General features: G+C 51.8%; 19 protein-coding genes, 1 tRNA gene and 1 pseudogene. 16 read left to right on the top strand and 5 right to left on the bottom strand.

Features of this window, described 5'->3' with window-relative positions:
* Nucleotides 1-264 (top strand): pro-sigmaK processing inhibitor BofA family protein, encoded by a 264-nt coding sequence (locus tag HCR03_RS03600; RefSeq protein ID WP_066644058.1) that lies wholly within the window; start codon nucleotides 1-3, stop codon nucleotides 262-264.
* A gap of 129 nt (nucleotides 265-393) precedes the next feature.
* On the opposite strand, the gene HCR03_RS03595 is transcribed toward HCR03_RS03600, so the two are convergent.
* The 3 genes from HCR03_RS03595 to HCR03_RS03585 all read right to left on the bottom strand — a co-directional run bounded on the left by HCR03_RS03595 (nucleotide 394) and on the right by HCR03_RS03585 (nucleotide 3,213).
* Nucleotides 394-1,851 (bottom strand): carbon starvation CstA family protein, encoded by a 1,458-nt coding sequence (locus HCR03_RS03595; RefSeq protein ID WP_066644059.1) that lies wholly within the window; start codon nucleotides 1,849-1,851, stop codon nucleotides 394-396.
* A 254-nt stretch (nucleotides 1,852-2,105) separates the two neighbouring features.
* The gene (locus tag HCR03_RS03590) at nucleotides 2,106-2,702 is read right to left on the bottom strand and encodes a DUF4364 family protein (RefSeq protein ID WP_066644060.1); all 597 of its coding nucleotides are present in this window, start codon (nucleotides 2,700-2,702) and stop codon (nucleotides 2,106-2,108) included.
* 112 nt (nucleotides 2,703-2,814) lie between these two features.
* Nucleotides 2,815-3,213, bottom strand: coding sequence for a helix-turn-helix transcriptional regulator (locus tag HCR03_RS03585; protein WP_066644061.1), 399 nt, complete (start codon nucleotides 3,211-3,213; stop codon nucleotides 2,815-2,817).
* Nucleotides 3,214-3,410: 197 nt separating this feature from the next.
* Here HCR03_RS03585 and HCR03_RS03580 point away from each other — a divergent pair.
* The 3 genes from HCR03_RS03580 (at nucleotide 3,411) to HCR03_RS19635 (ending at nucleotide 4,283) form a co-directional block, all read left to right on the top strand.
* Nucleotides 3,411-3,486: transfer RNA gene (locus HCR03_RS03580), tRNA-Thr, on the top strand.
* Between the two features lie 86 nt (nucleotides 3,487-3,572).
* On the top strand, nucleotides 3,573-3,752 hold the full coding sequence (locus tag HCR03_RS19640; RefSeq protein WP_228725087.1) for a hypothetical protein: 180 nt from the start codon (nucleotides 3,573-3,575) through the stop codon (nucleotides 3,750-3,752).
* A 108-nt stretch (nucleotides 3,753-3,860) separates the two neighbouring features.
* Entirely contained in the window at nucleotides 3,861-4,283 is a 423-nt protein-coding gene (locus HCR03_RS19635) for a hypothetical protein (RefSeq protein WP_228725086.1), read from the top strand.
* A gap of 244 nt (nucleotides 4,284-4,527) precedes the next feature.
* Here HCR03_RS19635 and nth read toward each other — a convergent pair whose 3' ends face one another.
* Nucleotides 4,528-5,163: an endonuclease III gene (gene nth / locus HCR03_RS03570; RefSeq protein ID WP_066644062.1), complete on the bottom strand. Its 636-nt coding sequence runs from the start codon at nucleotides 5,161-5,163 to the stop codon at nucleotides 4,528-4,530.
* Between the two features lie 193 nt (nucleotides 5,164-5,356).
* Between nth and HCR03_RS03565 the strand changes: the two genes are divergently transcribed.
* From HCR03_RS03565 to HCR03_RS03535, 7 genes and pseudogenes are all read left to right on the top strand, one after another.
* Nucleotides 5,357-6,610, top strand: coding sequence for a serine hydroxymethyltransferase (locus HCR03_RS03565; protein WP_187036678.1), 1,254 nt, complete (start codon nucleotides 5,357-5,359; stop codon nucleotides 6,608-6,610).
* 20 nt (nucleotides 6,611-6,630) lie between these two features.
* Nucleotides 6,631-7,899 (top strand): replication-associated recombination protein A, encoded by a 1,269-nt coding sequence (locus HCR03_RS03560; protein WP_066644064.1) that lies wholly within the window; start codon nucleotides 6,631-6,633, stop codon nucleotides 7,897-7,899.
* Between the two features lie 66 nt (nucleotides 7,900-7,965).
* Nucleotides 7,966-8,625 carry a flavin reductase gene (locus HCR03_RS03555; protein WP_207708901.1) on the top strand — a complete coding sequence of 220 codons (660 nt, stop codon included), beginning with the start codon at nucleotides 7,966-7,968 and terminating at the stop codon, nucleotides 8,623-8,625.
* Between the two features lie 116 nt (nucleotides 8,626-8,741).
* Entirely contained in the window at nucleotides 8,742-10,034 is a 1,293-nt protein-coding gene (gene uraA, locus HCR03_RS03550) for a uracil permease (RefSeq protein WP_156991398.1), read from the top strand.
* A 90-nt stretch (nucleotides 10,035-10,124) separates the two neighbouring features.
* A complete protein-coding gene (locus tag HCR03_RS03545) occupies nucleotides 10,125-10,970 on the top strand; it encodes a transketolase (RefSeq protein WP_066644066.1) in 846 nt (281 codons plus the stop codon).
* A pseudogene (locus HCR03_RS03540) lies at nucleotides 10,971-11,911 on the top strand (transketolase family protein).
* A gap of 97 nt (nucleotides 11,912-12,008) precedes the next feature.
* Nucleotides 12,009-13,010 carry a helix-turn-helix transcriptional regulator gene (locus HCR03_RS03535; RefSeq protein ID WP_187036677.1) on the top strand — a complete coding sequence of 334 codons (1,002 nt, stop codon included), beginning with the start codon at nucleotides 12,009-12,011 and terminating at the stop codon, nucleotides 13,008-13,010.
* Here HCR03_RS03535 and HCR03_RS03530 read toward each other — a convergent pair.
* Nucleotides 13,007-13,591, bottom strand: a complete 585-nt coding sequence (locus HCR03_RS03530; RefSeq protein ID WP_066644069.1) for a manganese efflux pump MntP — start codon at nucleotides 13,589-13,591, stop codon at nucleotides 13,007-13,009. The genes HCR03_RS03535 and HCR03_RS03530 overlap by 4 nt on opposite strands.
* 154 nt (nucleotides 13,592-13,745) lie before the next feature.
* On the opposite strand from HCR03_RS03530, the gene hisH reads away from it, so the two are divergent.
* The 5 genes from hisH to HCR03_RS03505 all read left to right on the top strand — a co-directional run bounded on the left by hisH (nucleotide 13,746) and on the right by HCR03_RS03505 (nucleotide 18,283).
* Nucleotides 13,746-14,366, top strand: coding sequence for an imidazole glycerol phosphate synthase subunit HisH (hisH, locus tag HCR03_RS03525; RefSeq protein ID WP_187036675.1), 621 nt, complete (start codon nucleotides 13,746-13,748; stop codon nucleotides 14,364-14,366).
* A 2-nt stretch (nucleotides 14,367-14,368) separates the two neighbouring features.
* Complete coding sequence (hisF, locus tag HCR03_RS03520) at nucleotides 14,369-15,127, top strand: imidazole glycerol phosphate synthase subunit HisF (RefSeq protein ID WP_187036673.1); 759 nt, start codon at nucleotides 14,369-14,371, stop codon at nucleotides 15,125-15,127.
* A 103-nt stretch (nucleotides 15,128-15,230) separates the two neighbouring features.
* Nucleotides 15,231-16,379 carry a D-alanyl-D-alanine carboxypeptidase family protein gene (locus tag HCR03_RS03515; RefSeq protein ID WP_066644072.1) on the top strand — a complete coding sequence of 383 codons (1,149 nt, stop codon included), beginning with the start codon at nucleotides 15,231-15,233 and terminating at the stop codon, nucleotides 16,377-16,379.
* Between the two features lie 102 nt (nucleotides 16,380-16,481).
* Nucleotides 16,482-17,816 carry a glucose-6-phosphate isomerase gene (locus HCR03_RS03510; protein ID WP_066644073.1) on the top strand — a complete coding sequence of 445 codons (1,335 nt, stop codon included), beginning with the start codon at nucleotides 16,482-16,484 and terminating at the stop codon, nucleotides 17,814-17,816.
* Nucleotides 17,817-17,866: 50 nt separating this feature from the next.
* Nucleotides 17,867-18,283 carry a hypothetical protein gene (locus HCR03_RS03505; RefSeq protein ID WP_066644074.1) on the top strand — a complete coding sequence of 139 codons (417 nt, stop codon included), beginning with the start codon at nucleotides 17,867-17,869 and terminating at the stop codon, nucleotides 18,281-18,283.
* Nucleotides 18,284-18,400 lie beyond the last annotated feature (117 nt).

Here is an 18,400-nt window from a genome sequence, read left to right as displayed (position 1 = left end):
TTGCAGGATTTTACGGCGATCGCCTGCGCGCTCGGCGTATTTGCATTGCTGGTCGTGATTCAGGTGATCGTAAAGGCAGAACGCCCGGTTCGAAAGGCGATCGGAGGTGTTTTAACTGGGTTATGCGCTCTTGCCGTTGTCGATCTGACAGGATGTTTTACAGGAGTGATCCTTCCGATCAGTCCTTTAACGCTTGGCGTTTCAGGCGCTGCCGGAATTTCGGGGGTCACAATGCTTCTTTTGCTGAATCTCATTTTAAGATAGGCTGCCGGGATTTCCGGCAGCCTATTTTCTTGTGTATCAAATACCACCGGCGGAGCCGGTTATATTTGATACACAAGAAAAAGCGGCTCGGAAATTTTCCGAGCCGCCCGTCTGAAGAAAGTATTGATATTACGCTTTCGCAACTTTTGGAGCATCATCAATATTTTTGTAATTGGGAAGGATACCCTTGACGACATAAACCACCACACAGATAATTGCAAAGATAATGCCGACCGGATAGGCGATGGAAGTGGAAAGATGCAGGCATTCAGGAGCCATGACAAAGTATGTGCTGGTCACGGCAGACATAAATGTTGCGGGAACAGCCGCCATGAGCGATACCATAGAAGACTTTTTCCACTTGCAGAGATAAGCTGCGCCTGCCCAAAGGACGATCATGGCAAGAGTCTGGTTGGAGAAGGAGAAATATCTCCAGATTACGGAGAAGTTCATCTGAGTCAAAATCGCGCCAACTCCCAGCAGCGGGATGGTAATAGCCAGGCGTTTCGGAATTTTAGTCTGGTCGATATGGAACCAGTCCGCGATTGTAAGCCTTGCACTGCGGAATGCCGTGTCCGCGGAAGTAATCGGGCAAATACCGACGCCGAGAACCGTAAGAACAACGCCGACAGGGCCAAGCAGACCCTTACCGATATTGTAAACCATCTGGGACTGGTTATTGTTGATAGCTTTCAGTGCGTCATAAAGTCCCTGTGTGCCGCCGTTGTAGAAAGACATACCGGCAGCCGCCCAGATCAGAGCAATGACGCCTTCGGAAATCATTGCGCCGTAAAAAATCTTACGCGCTTCTTTTTCGTCACTGACGCAGCGGGCGATTAAAGGAGACTGTGTGGAATGGAACCCGGAGCATGCGCCGCAGGCTACGGTGATAAACATCATGGACCAGATCGGAGTGCCTGCCGGATGAAGATTAGCCAGCTGCATTTCAGGCATGCTTGCGGTGCGTTCAATCAAAGTTCCGCCGCCGACGCCGATGCACATGATAATGAGCAGAATGCCGAAAATCGGATACAGTTTGCCGATAATCTTGTCGATCGGGAAGAGCGTCGCGGTGAAATAATAAATGATCAAAACCACAAGCCAGAAATTTTTGCCTAGGGCCGCAGGGGTCAGCATGGCAATTAAGCCGGCAGGACCGCTTGTGAAGGTAGCGCCGATCAGCACAAGAAGGATGACCGAAAAAACCCTCATCACCTGAAGCATGACTTTGCCAAGATAAATCCCGACGATTTCCGAAATGGAGGCACCGTCGTTGCGGATGGAAAGAATACCGCTGGTGTAGTCGTGCACGCCGCCCGCAAAAATGGAACCAAGAACGATCCAGAAATACACGACCGGGCCCCAAAGAGCACCGGAAAGAGCGCCGAAAATCGGGCCGAGTCCCGCGATGTTCAGCAGTTGGATCAGGAAAGCCCGTGGAGTTGAAAGAGGTATGTAGTCAACGCCGTCAGGGTGTTTTACGCAAGGCGTTGGCGCCTGATAAGGCTGATACACTTTGTCTACTACCTTGCCGTAGGTCAGGTAACCAACAATCAAGAGCACCAAGGCTACGAAAAAGGTTATCATTTGAACTCCCTCCAATATTAATTAATTGTGAATAAATTGTAACGCAACGGGTGTTAAGATTCAACAATCATTATTAACAAGAAAGAATTCAAATTTTTTGTTCCATATAAAAAATCATAGCAAAAATAGAACACATGAAATGTTATTCTTTGTTAAAATTATATAAAAGCACAAAAATGGCAATAAAAACCACACAAAAATAGTTATATTTACTCCCGGTTACTGTGTCAAAAAAGACAAATTGCAGCGTACGATTAATGATTCTTTTCCTCCGGAGGGATCAAACCCGCGGCAATATCATTACGGCCCGTAACAAGAGCCAGCAGCATCCGGTAAACAGTTTCAGGCGAGCGGTGGAAATTTTCTTTTACCATATTGGCCTGATAAAGGTCCGGCACGTAAAGGGTAATATTCATTAAATCCATGTCACCGCCGGAAATATGGCAGACCACGTGATATCCCCGGTCGAATTTTATAAACTCCACGCGGTTTTCGCGCTCGCGTTTTGCATCGGCAAGCAGACGGATTGCGGCGCCCGCGGCTTTCTGCCGGACGGAAGGCGGCAGCGCGGTATCCAGCTGTTTGGCGATGATTTTTCCGCTGCTTCCAAGAGTATAGAAGTCCGGCCGGCCGGAGTCACTGCATAAAATCCCTTTTTCCGACATTTCTGCAATGGCGTCCGCTACTTCAAAATAATTTGCAAGCGCGTTGTCCTGCATAATGTTGATCATATCGGCTTTCGACAGCGCGGCTCCAACGCTGTCAAGCAAATAGCAGATCAAAATTCTGATTTCGTTTTTTGACCTCAATCCGCCGGGTTCGATTCCGGCGGTAAAAGCATCAAAAGCCACTTGAAGCGCCCCCTGCCTCTTTTTGATTATTTTACCACAGAATGGCGTTTGTGCAAAGGAGAGAAAAACAGGATATAAAACAAAAACCCGCTGCCGTGCAGCGGGGATGTTATCATTCGGAGTCTTTTGAATTTTTCAGGCGGTCTTTCAGGTTTAATAGCAGGCTCGTTTTCTGGTCGTCCGGGTAAGCTCTGAAAAGCCCGACCAGTTCTTTTTCCTGTGGCGACAGTTCATAAATATGGCTGGAATTTTTTTTGCCGTGAACATAGTCCGACCGGATTCCGCTGTCAGCAACCGAATGCGGGCGGGATTCATCCTCTAAAAGCTCATTGATTGAGATATTAAATACCTTTGCAAGAATCATCAGGGCGGAAACGTCCGGCATGGTTTTGCCGATTTCATAATAAGAATAAGTCGAACGGTCTATATTCAGTATCTTGGCAATCTGATTCTGGGTATAGCCGCTTTTGATACGCAATTCGCGCAGCCTTTCATTAATGCGAATCTTCATCAATTGCAATTCCGCCTTTTAATACATATTATCCAAGTAAATATTGATTTCTAACTTAATTCGATTATATATTCATTCTTTTGCCTGTTATAAGTTTCGTGATTATTATTCACAGATTTGCGAAAGTTTAAGCTTTTATTAAAATGGACTTGACGATTCTGGGTTTATTTAGTATAATACTTTAGTCGGTGAAAAGTGCTACTGTGGCTCAGTTGGTAGAGCAGCGCATTCGTAATGCGCAGGTCGTCAGTTCGAGTCTGACCAGTAGCTCCAGAAAGTGAAGTCATGTGTTGGATTTGATCCGCACATGACTTTTTCTATTTTATATACGATATGCTATTGATTTCGGAGGCATACAAATGTTGATTAAGGCAATAGATGAGTTCAACTCTGAAGGTCATCTCATTTATGCGGAAAATTATATAGGCGCTTTTGCCCGTGGAAGAACTCAACGAGAAGCACTGAACAAATTCGCCAGTGAAGTACAACAGTATACACGGTGGCTAAGAAAAGCTGTTCCTTCAGCAGAAGAATGCTAAATATCCGTTGTTCAGGAAAAGAGTACTTCTCTGCGAATTGAAGATGCAGACTCCGATGTGATATTTGACAGTGAAAAGCAGCTGCTTACGCGGTCGGAATACCTTGAATTGAAGCAGTTAGCTTTAAAATCCGCCGATGATTTTCTGCGGCTATATAATTCCATACCAGACAAATTCAATACGGTGCTGCAGCCTCGAAAAACTTTTTACGGCAATGTTCCTATTACAGCGAAAGAGATGTATGAACACACAAAGAATGTAAACAGCTACTATTTTGGAGAAATCAACATACCTGTAACAAATGAACCGGACATTCTCTCATGCAGGAGAGAAGGATTTGAAAAGCTTGAGCACAGGACGGATTTCTTGTTAAATACGGTCTATGACGGAAGCTGTGATGAACAGTGGTCGCTTAGAAAGGTATGCAGAAGGTTTATTTGGCATGATCGTATTCATGCAAAGGCAATGTACAAGATGGCTGTGAAACTGTGTGGTGGGCAAAACATAATGAATCCGTTTTACTTTACATGATGAGTAGAGAGTTATCTGAAAGTTAGGTGTGAAAAATGCCCAGCCCCAAGAAAGGGCATGAGCGTTTTGTAAAAGCAGGCTGCGCATAACTTTGGATAATTCCATAGCACGAAACCGCGGCCGGGTCCCGCCAGCAAGCCGTAAAATTTATATAGTTACAGCTTGCATCTAAATAGAGCACATGACAGAAAAAATTCAGGAACCATGAGGGGCTCCTGAATTTTTTCTTAATATTGCGGATGTTTCAGGGGGCTTGAACGGGATTTTTGCAGAACTCCTTCATGCGGCATTTGCTGCAGGCCGGATTTCTGGCGGTGCAGACGGTCCTTCCGTGCAGCACCAGGCGGTGACAGAAATCGTTTGATTCTTCGGGCGGAAGAATCTTTTTCAGCTGCATTTCCACCTTGAACGGGTCTTTGCCTTCGCTCAGGCCCAGCCGGCCGCAAATCCGGATGCAGTGCGTATCCGTTACGACCGCCGGTTTCCCGTAGATGTCCCCGGCGACCAGATTTGCCGTCTTTCGTCCGACTCCGGGCAGCTTTGTCAGCTCCTCAATGGTGTCCGGCACGGTGCCGCCAAAATCCGATTTGAGCATGCGGCACATGGCGAGAATATCGCGGGCCTTGGTTTTGTAGAGTCCGCAGGAATGAATGATCGGTTCAATCTCTTCCACCGCGGCGTTACAGAATGCGTCGAGATTGGGAAAGCGCTCAAACAATTCCGGCGTCACCATGTTCACACGCGCGTCGGTACACTGCGCGGAAAGCCGGGTCGCAATTAAAAGCTGCAGCGGGTCGGCGTAGGTCAGGGAGCAGATCGCATCCGGGTATTCTTTTTTCAACGCTTGTATCGCAAGAATGGCACGCTGCTTTTTGGTCATTTTTATCCTCCGTTTGGCAGAATGGCTTTCACTCGGCATCAATATTTGCCTTTTCATTATAATATTTTCTTCGGCGTAAGGCAATGGCGAAACGTCCCTGTTTTCAGGGCCTTTTTTGCAGGAACGCCGTTGCGTTTTTGCATGTTACAGGGTATAATATTGATAAATTTGTTCGGGAAAGGGTTTGAATACGATGTACAGTGATCTCATGGATACCATCGGCTTTGTTTCGAAGGCCGACCCGGAAGTCGGCGCCGCGATGGCCAAGGAGTTGGGAAGACAGCAGGCGAATCTGGAACTGATCGCGTCCGAAAATATTGTTTCTCCCGCCGTGATGGCCGCAATGGGCAGTGTCCTGACCAACAAATACGCGGAAGGTTACCCGGGAAAGCGCTATTACGGCGGATGCCAGTACGTTGACATTGTGGAAGATCTGGCGCGCAAGCGTGCATGCGAACTGTTTGGCGCGGAGCACGCCAATGTGCAGCCGCATTCCGGCGCGCAGGCAAATCTCGCGGTGTATTTCGCCCTTTTAAAACCCGGCGATACCGTCATGGGCATGAACCTTTCGGAAGGAGGCCACCTGACCCACGGCTCTCCCGTAAACATGTCCGGCAGCTATTACAATTTCGTATCCTACGGCGTCAGCCCGGAAACCGGACGGATCGATTACGAAGCGGTCTATGAAACGGCAATGAAGGTGAAGCCGAAAATGATCGTGGCGGGCGCCAGCGCATATCCGCGCGTGATTGACTTTAAACGCTTCCGTGAGATCTGCGATGCCTGCGGCGCGATTTTAATGGTGGATATGGCTCACATCGCCGGACTCGTCGCGGCCGGGGAGCATCCGAATCCGGTCGAATGGGCGCAGATTGTCACCACGACGACGCATAAAACACTGCGCGGCCCGCGCGGCGGCTTGATTCTTTGCAAGGAAGAATACGCGAAAGCGATCGATAAAGCAATTTTCCCGGGGACGCAGGGCGGCCCGCTGATGCATATCATCGCGGGGAAGGCCGTCTGTCTGGGAGAAGCTCTGAAACCCGAATTTAAGCAGTATGCCCATAAGATTGTTGGTAATGCCCGGGCGCTTGCGGAAGGCTTGCTCAAACGCAAGGTGAAACTTGTCTCCGGCGGTACGGACAATCATCTGATGATGGTCGACCTGACCGGGCTGGAACTCACGGGCAAGGAGCTGGAGCAGCGCCTCGATTCCGTCAATATCACGGCGAACAAAAACACCGTCCCGAACGAGCAGCGCAGCCCGTTTGTCACAAGCGGCCTGCGGCTGGGTACGCCGGCGGTTACCACGCGCGGCCTGGACGCGGCGGATATGGACCTCATTGCGGAATGCATCGCTCTTGCGATTTTCGATTTTGAAGCGAACCGTGAAAAAATCCGCGGAACCGTCCGCGAAATCTGCGCCCGTCACCCGCTGTATGAATAATTAGCGAAAGGATGGTGCCGATGTCGGCTCCTTTAGCGGATCGGATCCGCCCGCGAAGTCTGGATGAAATTGTCGGTCAGCACCATCTGCTGGACCCCGGAAAGCCGCTCGTTCGCATCATAGAATCGGGCCAGATTCCCAATATGGTGTTTTACGGCCCATCGGGAATCGGCAAGACAACGCTTGCGTCCATCATCGCCGCAAGGACCAGCCGGAAACTGGTCAGAATGAACGGCACAACCGCTTCCACGGCGGATATCCGAAATGTCGTGAATCAGCTGGACACCCTGGAGGCGCCGAACGGAGTCCTTTTATATCTGGACGAAATTCAGTACTTTAATAAGAAACAGCAGCAGACATTGCTGGAATTTATTGAAAACGGGTCGATTACGCTGATTGCCTCGACGACGGAGAATCCTTATTTCTATGTTTACGGCGCGATTTTGAGCCGTTCGACAGTGTTTGAATTTAAACCGGTTCAAAAAGAGGATGTCCGTGAAGCAGTGAAACGGGCGTTTGGAATTCTGGAGCAGGAACAGCACCGCGGAATCAAGGCGGAACCGGCCGCCCTGGATGTGATTGCCTCCGCGTGCGGCGGCGACGTCCGCAAAGCGATGAACGCAGTGGAGCTATGCGCCTTGTCCGGGGAAGAAAGAGACGGCGTCTGTCACGTATCGGAACAGCTCGCCAGGGACCTTACGCAGCGCAGCGCGATGAAATACGACCGCGTGGGGGACGAGCATTACGACATTCTTTCCGCGTTCCAGAAATCGATGCGCGGTTCGGACCCGGACGCGGCACTTCACTATCTGGCCCGGCTGCTGGAGGCGGGGGATCTTCCCTCCGCCTGCCGCAGGCTGATGGTCTGCGCCTGCGAGGACGTGGGACTGGCCTATCCGCAGATTATCCCGATTGTCAAGGCGGCGGTCGACACGGCGCTTCAGGTCGGTCTGCCGGAGGCTCGGATTCCGCTGGCCGACGCGGTGGTTCTGGTTTGCTGTTCGCCAAAATCCAATTCCGCCTATTGCGCGATCGACGCGGCCATCGCCGACCTGCGGGCCGGAAAGTCCGGGCCGATTCCCCGGCAACTGCAAAATAAGCATTATGACGGCGAAGATAACCCGCGCAAAGGGCAGTTTTATCAATATGCCCACAATTTTCCGCATCACTGGGTTCGGCAGCAGTATCTTCCGGACATCTTGAAGGACACGGTTTACTACCGGTGGGGAGAAAATAAAACGGAGCAGGCCTTTCGCAAATACTGGGCGGAAATTAAAAAAGAAGAGTAAAATTTTGTTGATTTTCGGGTGGTTTTGAGATATAATAGTAAAAATGCGTTTTTGGGGGCATATGGCTTGAACGATGTTATTCTGAACAGCCTTTCCTACGGTATGTATGCGATTGGCGTGAAGGACGGGGAGAAAAAATCCGCCTGCATTGCCAATACGGTCATTCAGGTCGCAAATACGCCTAACATCATTGCCGTCAGTCTGAACCACGACAATTACAGTTGCCGATGCATTCAAAGGAACGGTCTTTTTACCGTTTCCGTTCTGTCGGAGGACACCTCCGGCGCTGTGATCGGCGCTTTGGGATTTTCCTCCGGACGCGATACGGATAAATTAAAGAACGTAAGGCACCGCGTCCTTGCGGAAGGCATTCCCGTAATTAAGGAAAATACCTGCTGCTGGTTTCTCTGTAGGGTGCTGACTTCGTCGGAAACGGCGACTCATACCGTTTTTCTCGCGGAAGTGATCGCGGGCAGTGAAAAGGCTGTCGGCAAACCGATGACATACGAGTATTATCACAGAGTCATTAAAGGCAGGGCGCCAAAAAACGCCCCCACCTATCGCGAAGAAAAGCAAACGGCTCAGGAGCAGGGCGGAGAAAGCTGGATTTGCACCGTATGCGGCTATGTATACAGCGATCCTTTTGTTCCGTTCGAGGAACTTCCGGATGACTGGGTGTGCCCCATTTGCGGGGCGCCGAAATCGGCATTTAAACGACAGCAGTAATAGAAAAGCCACACCGATGCAGTTGCTTTGCACCGGGCGGGCTTTTTTTTTGGGCAATTTAGGGTAAAAAAGCAATGCTTTTTACTGATATATTACGTTTGAGGAGTGTTCATTCCATGGCAAAGCATATCATTCAGGTAGAAGAAAAACCCCCTATTCTGAAAGCGATTCCGCTTTCGGTGCAGCATCTGTTCGCGATGTTCAGCGCGTCGGTCCTTGTTCCGATTTTGTTCGGCATCAGTCCTTCCGTGGTTCTTTTTATGAACGGAATCGGCACTTTGATCTACATTTTGGTAACGGGAGGGAAAGCTCCGGCATTTTTGGGGTCCAGCTTCGCCTTTCTCGCGCCGGCTGGCATCATCATAGCAACCAAGGGACTTGGCTACCCTTATGCGCTCGGCGGGTTTGTCGTTTCCGGCGCGGTGTTCTGCATCGTTGCCGTCATCATCCGTTTTTGCGGCACAAAATGGATCGATGTAATTCTGCCTCCTGCGGCGATGGGATCTGTCGTGGCTTTAATCGGACTGGAGCTTTCCGGTTCGGCAGCCAATATGGGCGGGCTGATTTTAAGCGATACATACACACAGATCGATCCGAAAAAGATTACGGTTTTCCTGATTACGCTCGGAATGGCTGTGTTCGGCAGCGTGCTGTTCCGCAGGTTCCTCGCGGTAATCCCCATTTTGATTGCGATCCTTACCGGCTATTGTGTCGCTTGGGGCATGGGAATGGTCGATTTTTCGGCGGCAGCCGCCGCGCCGGTCTTTGCCGTTCCGAATTTCCAGCCCGCCCGGTTTGACTGGAACGCCATTTCCATTATCCTGCCAGCGACGCTGGTCGTGGTTTCCGAACACATCGGCCACCAGATCGTAACCGGCAAAATTGTCGGCCGTGACCTGCTCCGGACTCCCGGCCTGCATCGAACAATGCTCGGCGATGGACTGTCGACCATGATTTCCGGACTTTGCGGCTCCGTACCGACGACAACTTATGGCGAAAACATCGGGGTTATGGCAATGACCGGCGTGTACAGCGTCTGGGTGATCGGCGGGGCAGCGGTTCTGTCCATTGCCATCTCTTTTTTAGGCAAGGTCTCCGCAGTAATTCAATCCATTCCGGGCCCGGTCATGGGCGGCGTCAGCTTCCTGCTTTACGGCATGATCGCTTCCTCCGGCGTGCGGCTGCTGGTTGATCAGAAAGTGGATTACAGCCGTTCCCGCAACCTTGCCATGACGAGCGTGGTTTTGGTAACGGGACTTTCCGGAGCATTTGTTCAGTTGGGGCAGGTAAAGCTGACCGGCATGTCTCTCGGGGCCGTTGTCGCCATGCTGCTCGGCCTGATTTTCTGGATCATCGACAAACTTCACGCGGCGAACGACTATGATGATTCCGCCGAAGCGGCCGAATAACTGCCGAACTTTTACGACGGTATTGAATAATGCTGCGGTTCATACTATAATGAAAGTGAATTGCAGCGGATTCAATTTAGGAGGTTAGCAATGGACACAAAACTGAAAAAGCAGTTGGAAATTGCCGCGTGCAAAATCCGGCTGGGCGCCGTCGAAGGCGTTTATCATGCAAAATCCGGGCATCCGGGCGGCTCTCTGTCCGCGGCGGATATTTTCTCTTATCTTTATTTTCAGGAGCTTCGGGTCAATCCGAAAAATCCGAAAGAGCCCGACCGCGACCGTTTCGTTTTATCAAAGGGGCACACCTGTCCCGGACTGTACGCGGCTCTGGCGCTCAAAGGCTATTTTGCAGAGGATGAACTGAAAAAGCTGAGACAGATCGGCGCGATGCTTCAGGGGCATCCGGATATGAAGGGAACGCCCGGAATCGATATGAGCACCGGCTCGCTCGGGCAGGGGATTTCGGCTGCCTGCGGCATGGCGCTTGCCGGCAAAATGGATCGGAAGGATTACCGGGTCTATGCTCTTCTGGGCGACGGGGAGCTGGAAGAGGGCCAGGTATGGGAGGCCTCCATGTTTGCCGGGCACCACAGTCTGGACAACCTGTGCCTGATTGTCGATATCAACGGCCTGCAGATCGACGGCCCGACCGCCGAAGTTGCGGGGCCCGAACCGATCGATGAAAAATTCCGCGCGTTCGGGTTTGACGTTCAGGGCATCGACGGGCACGACCTTGACGCGATTGAAAAGGCGTTTGAACACGCTAAAACCGTAAAGGGAAAACCGTCCGTGATTCTCGCAAAAACCGTCAAGGGCAAAGGCGTTTCCTACATGGAAAACAAGGCGGGCTGGCACGGCAAGGCGCCGAACGACGAGGAATACGCGGTTGCCGTGCGCGAACTGAAACAGGCCCTGGCCGGATTGGAGGCGGAATAAATGGCGGAAATGGTGAAAAAAGCGACAAGGGAAAGCTACGGAATGGCGCTTTCTCAGCTTGGGGATGAGTTCCCGCAGATCGTCGTATTGGACGCCGACCTTGCGGAGGCGACCAAGACGGGGATTTTCAAAAAAAGTATCCGGAGCGTTTTGTGGACTGCGGCATCGCGGAGTCGAATATGATCGGCGTAGCGGCGGGTCTTGCAACCTGCGGAAAAATTCCGTTTGCGACCTCTTTTGCCATGTTTGCAACCGGTCGTGCCTTTGAGCAGGTCCGCAATTCCGTGTGCTATCCACATCTGAACGTGAAGGTCGTCGGAACGCATGCCGGGATTTCCGTCGGAGAGGACGGCGCGACGCACCAGTGCTTGGAGGACATCGCTCTGATGCGCTCCCTGCCGGGCATGACGGTCATCAGTCCGTCGGACCACTACGAGACACTGGCGGCGGTTCGCGCGGCAGCGGAGCATAACGGCCCCGTTTATCTTCGCCTGAGCCGCCTTGCGGTGGAAAGCTTTAATAATTCCGACGATTACCGGTTTGAACTGGGCAAAGGCGTTACGCTGCGTAACGGCGGGGACGTGACAATCGTCGCGACGGGCCTGATGGTCTCCCGTGCGCTGGAAGCAGCGAAGCTGCTGGAGCAGAAGGGAATCGATGCGCGCGTGATCAACATTCACACGATCAAACCGATCGACCGCGAACTGATTTTAAAGGCGGCCAAGGAAACCGGAAAGATCGTTACCGTCGAGGAACACAATGTGATCGGCGGTCTTGGGGATGCGGTTGCGGCCGTCCTGAGCGAAGAATACCCGATTCCGCTGCGTAAAATCGGCGTAAACGACCAGTTTGGACATTCCGGTCCTGCGGCGGATCTTTTGGAGCAGTTCGGTCTTTGTGTTTCTCATATTGCGGAAGAGACGGAAAAGTTTTTGAAATAAACAGGTTCCGCTTGCACAACGCCGGTACGGCCGTGGGAAAAGCTTTTCCCGCGGCCGTTTTTTATCAGGAAAATTTCATACGACAGGGGTGAATCGCTTGCGGCAAAATGAGACCGGCAGAATCCGGATTTTGGCGTTACTCGAGCTTCTGGATGAACTGACGGATGAAGAGCATCCTCTCTCTTCCCAGGAATTGATCGGGCTGCTGCAGGAGCAGGGGATTTCAACAGGCAGGAAAACCGTATACAGGGACGTTTCCGCTCTGCGCGCGCACGGGTTTGAAATTCTTTTCTCGCGGAAGCCAAAAGCGGGATTTTTTCTCGCCGAACGGCGGTTTGAGCTGCCGGAGGTCCGCCTGCTGATGGATGCGGTGCAGGCCGCGCCGTTTCTTACGGAAAAAAAGACCGCGGAACTGATGCGGAAGCTGAGCGGGCTGATGAGCCGGACCCAGGCCGGGGAAACGGCGGGAAAAACACACATGAATCTGCGGCCCAAATATGATAATGAGGAGATTTATTATACGATTGACGCCATCAGCCGGGCCGTTGCCCAAAAGAAAAAAATTTCCTTCCTCTATCGCCGCCATGTCATCCGGGGAAACCGGATTGTGCGGGAGGAAGGAAGAAGATTTGTAATCAGTCCGTATGCGCTGATTTGGGACAGCGACAAATATTATCTGGCGGGAAATTACGAGAAATACAACGATGTCAGCGTTTATCGTCTGGACAGGATCAAACACGCGGAGATTACCGCGCGGGCCGCGAGGCCGTTCCAAGAAGTGAGCGGTTACCGGGACCGCTTCGACGCGGAGGACTACGCGGCCAAAACGTTTCATTTGTACCACGGTGAGCTGCAGACGGTCGTTCTGCGCTGCGCCGACGAGGCTTTGGAGCCTTTGCTGGACAAATTCGGAGGCAATCTGAAAATTTCTGAAAGAGAGAACGGATTTTTCTGTGTGCGGGTCAAAGTATTTGCGGGCGAGGGTCTGGTGGAATGGCTGCTGCAGTACGGCGACCGAATCTGCGTGCTGGCGCCGCAAAAGTTACGGGATCAGGTGGCGGAGCGGGTGCGATGCATTGGGAAAGCCTATGGGTTTTAAAGAAACACGTGATCGATAAAGATTTTTATTCCGATTCCAATTAGAACGGCGCCGCCAAAATATTCCGCCTGGCAGGAGAAAAGCGCTCCGGATCTCTTGCCGATATAAACGCCGGCCAGGCACATAAAAAAAGTAATCAGGCCGATGACAGCGACCGATACGCCCATTAAAAAAACGGTGGAAGCACCGACCGCCGAGGGAAGAATAATTCCGGTTGCGAGCGCGTCGATGCTGGTTGCCACCGCGAGCGCGACCAGAGTTTTTGGCTTGATGTCGTTCTGCCTGCGGTCATGGATTCCGCAGTATGTTTTTTTATGCGCTTCGCGGATCATGCCGATTCCCAGGTAGCTCAAAAGAATCAGAGCGACCCAGTGGTCCACCGCGCTGATGAGGCTTTCTCCCGCTTTGCCGATCAACCAACCGAGCAGCGGCATTACGGACTGAAACAGCCCGAAGCAAATCGCCAGTTTCATGGCAAACCACGGCGTTACCTTTTTTGTGATAGCCCCATTCGTGATGCAGACGGCAAACGCATCCATCGCAAGGCCAATTCCAATCCCGCACAGAGAAACGTAATCCATTCTTTCCCTCCGAATTCAAGCGTTAAAAATTATCATACCTTGTTTCAGATTTTCTGTCAATTCATTCGGCAAAAACCGAATTTTCAGGAGTTGTTGTTGCGTTTTTTTCACTTTCATGATAGAATGAATTACTATACGAAAGCGGGGAAACATCATGATAGCAGTCATCGATTACGGGGCCGGAAATCTGCAGAGCGTTGTGAAGGCATTCCGGCATATCGGCTGTGAATGTTGCATTACAGACGACCCGGAACGCCTGGCGGAAGCGGATGCGGCAGTGTTGCCCGGGCAGGGCGCGTTCGGGGACGCGATGCGCTGCCTGGAACGCTCCAAAATGGTGGGGCCGGCGCTGGATTTTATTCGTTCCGGAAAGCCTTTTCTCGGAATCTGCGTGGGGCTGCAGCTTCTGTTCGAAAGCAGCGAGGAATCGCCCGGGGTGCGCGGACTTTCTGTTTTCCCAGGCAAAATTCTTCGCATCCCCGACGCCTCCGGGCTAAAAATTCCGCATATCGGCTGGAACAGTTTAAATCTGTTCCGCAAAGATGCTTTCTTTGAAGGTTTGAAGGAAAATCCGTTTGTTTATTTTGACCATTCCTATTATTTAAAAACCGACGACCGCGGTCTTGTTGCCGCCACGGCGGATTACGGAGCGGAACTGGATGTGGCAATCCACAGCGGCAATGTCTTTGCCGCGCAGTTTCACCCGGAAAAAAGCGGGGCGGCGGGGCTGAGAATGCTCCGGAATTTTGCCCTGCCGCTGAAATCGGAGGGCTGATAATGTACGCGAAACGAATTATTCCATGCCTTGATGTAAATAACGGTCGTGTGGTCAAGGGAATGGAGTTTGTGAATCTGCGCGACGCGGGCGACCCGGTGAGAGCTGCGGTGGAGTATGACCGACAGGGCGCGGACGAACTGGTTTTTTTGGATATCACCGCCTCCTCGGACGCGAGAAACATTATCATCGATCTTGTCGGGCAGGTGGCGAACAGCATTTTTATTCCGTTTACCGTCGGCGGGGGAATCCGCACGGTGGAAGATTTTACGGCTCTGCTCCGTGCCGGGGCGGACAAGGTTTCCGTGAATTCCGCCGCGATTCGAAATCCGGGCCTGATTTCCGCGGCAGCCGAAAAATTCGGCAGCCAGTGCGTTGTCTGCGCAATCGACGCGAAACGCCGGGCGGAGGGCGGCTGGGCGGTTTACCGCAACGGAGGCAGGGTCGACACGGGGATGGACGCCGTAGAGTGGGCGCGGGAAGCGGCGCGGCGCGGCGCGGGGGAAATCCTTCTGACCAGTATGGACTGCGACGGCGTGAAAAACGGGTATGACCTGGAACTGACCGCGGCCGTATCCGAAAAGGTTTCCATTCCGGTAATCGCGTCCGGGGGAGCCGGGAAACCGGAGCATTTCTACGACGCTTTTACCCGCGGGAAAGCGGACGCCGTGCTGGCGGCGTCTTTGTTTCACTTTGGCGAAATCCGGATTCCGGATCTGAAAAATTACCTTTCGCAGCGCGGAATTCCGGTTCGAAAATAAAATTGCAGAAAAAAGGATGGGAGCTGCTTTAAGGCTCTCATTTTTTATGGATAGAACGTCCCCGTACGGCATAAGAATTAGTATGAAATTGGAGGTGCTGGAAATGAAGTTGAAAAAAATGTCGGCCTGCCTGCTCGCGGCCATGGCCGTAATTTTCAGCCTGCCGCTGGGGGCTTCGGCGATGTCGGAAGAGGAAGTCAAGGCGCCTTCCGCCGTGCTGATGGAGGCACAGACCGGCAAAGTCCTGTACGAGAAAAACGATCATGAGCAGCGCGCGTGCGCTTCCATTACCAAGGTTATGACGCTGCTGCTTGTGATGGAAGCGATCGACAGCGGAAAAATCGGCCTGAACGACACCGTAACGGCAAGTGAACACGCGGCTTCGATGGGCGGCTCCGATATCTGGCTGGAGCCCGGCGAAAGCATGACGGTGGACGACATGCTCAAAGCGACGGTAATTGCCAGCGCCAACGATGCTGCAGTGGCTCTGGCGGAATATGTCGCGGGGAGCGAGGACGAGTTTGTCGCGCAGATGAATCAGCGTGCCAAAGAGCTTGGAATGAAAGACACCGTCTTTAAAAACGTCAACGGACTTGACGAAGACGGGCATGTAACATCCGCTTATGATATCGCGCTGATGTCAAAAGAATTAATCAAGCATAAAAAAATCTACGACTACACGAAAACGTGGATGGATAATGTAAGAGGCGGAAAAACCCAGCTGGTTAACACCAACAAGCTTTTGAAAAGCTACAAAGGGATTACAGGACTGAAAACCGGCACGACCGGCAAGGCGGGCAGCTGCATCTCCGCCACGGCAGAGAGGGACGGGGTCAGCCTCGTTGCGGTGGTTCTCGGAAGCTCCAGCACATCCGACCGCTTTAACGCGGCATCAACTCTGCTGGATTACGGCTTCGCCAACTGGTCGGTCGTCAAACCGCAGATACCGCCGGAAGCAAACGTGCCGATCGTTGTGGAAAACGGCATGAACGCAGTTGTGGAGCCCAATGTCAACAGCAACGAGAGCATTCTGGTTCCAAAGGGAAAGGCCGGGGATGTGAAATCCAAGGTTTCTCTCAACAGCGAAATCCGCGCGCCGGTGGAGCAAGGGCAGGTCCTTGGAAAAATCACTTATTCGTTGAATAATGAGGTCTTGAAGGAATCGGAGATTCGCGCAAAGAAAGCGGTGGAGGCCATTACGTTTGCTTCGGCGTTCTTCCTGCTGTTCCGTCTGACCATGATGGACCCGTAAAAATTCTTAATTTTTCCTGAATAATGTGAATCCGCCTTGCAAACTCAGCCCGCCTATTGTAAAATATAGTTGCAAGAACTGCAATAGGTAGGGGGAAAAGAAATGTCTGTTAAAATTGATTTGCACCATCTTACAGGTTTTATCGACGATAGTGAATTTACGGCAATCGCTCCTCAGGTACGTCTTGCGCAAGAAACGCTTTCTAACGGGACCGGCGCCGGCAGCGATTTTCTGGGCTGGCTGGATCTGCCGGTAAAATATGACCGGGAAGAATTTTCCCGCATTCGCGCTGCGGCGGATAAAATCCGCTCCGATTCGGAAGTCTTCGTCGTCATCGGCATCGGCGGCTCCTATCTTGGGGCACGTGCCGCGATTGAGTATCTGCAGTCCCAGAATTACAACAGTCTGAAAAAAGCCGGACCTCAGATTTATTTTGCCGGCAACAGTTTAAGTCCTTCCGCCCTTTCTGAAATCATGGAGCTTTGTGGGGAGAAGGACTTTTCTATTAATGTGATTTCCAAATCCGGCACCACCACGGAGCCGGCGGTGGCGTTCCGCGTTTTCCGCGGCCTGCTGGAAAAGAAATACGGCAAAAAGGGCGCTGCGGAACGGATTTACTGCACAACCGACCGTGCCCGGGGAACGCTGAAACAGCTTGCGGACCGGGAAGGGTTTGAAACCTTCGTTGTCCCGGACGACGTCGGAGGCAGATATTCGGTTCTGACCGCCGTTGGTCTTTTGCCGATCGCGGTGGCAGGCGCCGATATCGGCGAACTGATGGCAGGTGCCGCCGAAGAGCGGTCCGAACTGAGCGGAGATCCCGTGTCCGACGCCTCCTGCCTGTATGCCGCGGCCAGGAATATCCTGTACCGAAAGGGTAAGGAGACCGAAATCCTTGTCAGCTATGAACCGCGTTTTCAGATGATGTGCGAATGGTGGAAGCAGCTCTGCGGCGAAAGCGAGGGAAAGAACGGCAAGGGGCTTTTCCCGGCTTCCGTCGTATTCTCCACCGACCTGCATTCCATGGGGCAGTATATTCAGCAGGGAAAGAGAAACCTGTTTGAAACCGTGGTCCTGGTCGACGAACCGGCCGCCGACTTCACAATCGGAGAGGACGCCGACAATGCGGACGGGCTGAATTTCCTTTCGGGAAAGAAAATGTCCTTTGTCAACCAAAAGGCATTTGAAGGTACGGTGCTTGCCCATACGGACGGCGGCGTTCCCAATCTTGTCATCCGGGTTCCTGATTTTTCAGAAAAATCCCTGGGCGGACTGATCTATTTCTTTGAACGTTCGGTTGCGGTTTCCGGCTATCTGTTGGGGATTAATCCTTTCGACCAGCCCGGTGTGGAAAGCTACAAGAAAAACATGTTTGCTCTTTTGGGCAAGCCGGGTTATGAAAACGAAAAAGCCGTGTTGGAAGCCCGACTGAAATAAACCCGGTTGTTTTACCGGGGACGCAAAAATTATATAGGAGGAGCATCATCATGATTAATGTTATCGTAGGAAAAAAGGGGTCCGGAAAAACCAAAAAGCTGATTGAGCGCGCCAACGAATCGGTTTCGAAATCCAGCGGCAATGTCGTTGTGATTGAAAAGGGCAATAAGCTGACCTATGATATTTCCCACGACGCACGGCTGATCGATATTGATGAATACGGGATTCAGGGAGCGGATGCGCTTGGCGGGTTTATCTGCGGCATTTGCGCCGGCAACTATGACGTTACGGATATTTATGTGGACTCCACGCTGAAAATCATCGGCCAGGATATGGGCGGCCTCACCTCTTTCGCGGAGAAAATGGATGCGTTATCCTCTCTGTCCAATATTAAAATTACACTGTTGATTTCTGCGGACGAGGGTATTCTGCCGCAGGAAATCAAGGCTGTTTCTGCTGTGGTCTGAGGGTCAAGCAACAAAAATGTGCCGGAGACCAGTACTCCGGCACATTTTCTTGGGGAAAAACCCGAACCTATAAATTTTTATTGACAAAAGAGGGAAAAATCTCTATAATTAAGAACT

The sequence above is a fragment of the Caproicibacter fermentans genome, from assembly GCF_014303955.1.
Lineage (GTDB): Bacteria > Bacillota > Clostridia > Oscillospirales > Acutalibacteraceae > Caproicibacter > Caproicibacter fermentans.
Note: the sequence above shows the minus strand (reverse complement) of the source record. Positions and strands in the feature narration are given on the sequence as shown.

Bases quoted from the DNA above. Each gene is read 5' to 3' on its own strand.
- uraA (WP_156991398.1), top strand. From the start codon at position 8,742: ATGGCAAAGCATATCATTCAGGTAGAAGAAAAACCCCCTATTCTGAAA.
- HCR03_RS03565 (WP_187036678.1), top strand. From the start codon at position 5,357: ATGTACAGTGATCTCATGGATACCATCGGCTTTGTTTCGAAGGCCGAC.
- HCR03_RS03595 (WP_066644059.1), bottom strand. From the start codon at position 1,851: ATGATAACCTTTTTCGTAGCCTTGGTGCTCTTGATTGTTGGTTACCTG.
- HCR03_RS03545 (WP_066644066.1), top strand. From the start codon at position 10,125: ATGGACACAAAACTGAAAAAGCAGTTGGAAATTGCCGCGTGCAAAATC.
- HCR03_RS19640 (WP_228725087.1), top strand. From the start codon at position 3,573: ATGTTGATTAAGGCAATAGATGAGTTCAACTCTGAAGGTCATCTCATT.
- HCR03_RS03510 (WP_066644073.1), top strand. From the start codon at position 16,482: ATGTCTGTTAAAATTGATTTGCACCATCTTACAGGTTTTATCGACGAT.
- HCR03_RS03515 (WP_066644072.1), top strand. From the start codon at position 15,231: ATGAAGTTGAAAAAAATGTCGGCCTGCCTGCTCGCGGCCATGGCCGTA.
- HCR03_RS03505 (WP_066644074.1), top strand. From the start codon at position 17,867: ATGATTAATGTTATCGTAGGAAAAAAGGGGTCCGGAAAAACCAAAAAG.
- hisH (WP_187036675.1), top strand. From the start codon at position 13,746: ATGATAGCAGTCATCGATTACGGGGCCGGAAATCTGCAGAGCGTTGTG.
- nth (WP_066644062.1), bottom strand. From the start codon at position 5,163: ATGACCAAAAAGCAGCGTGCCATTCTTGCGATACAAGCGTTGAAAAAA.
- HCR03_RS03530 (WP_066644069.1), bottom strand. From the start codon at position 13,591: ATGGATTACGTTTCTCTGTGCGGGATTGGAATTGGCCTTGCGATGGAT.
- HCR03_RS03560 (WP_066644064.1), top strand. From the start codon at position 6,631: ATGTCGGCTCCTTTAGCGGATCGGATCCGCCCGCGAAGTCTGGATGAA.
- hisF (WP_187036673.1), top strand. From the start codon at position 14,369: ATGTACGCGAAACGAATTATTCCATGCCTTGATGTAAATAACGGTCGT.
- HCR03_RS03585 (WP_066644061.1), bottom strand. From the start codon at position 3,213: ATGAAGATTCGCATTAATGAAAGGCTGCGCGAATTGCGTATCAAAAGC.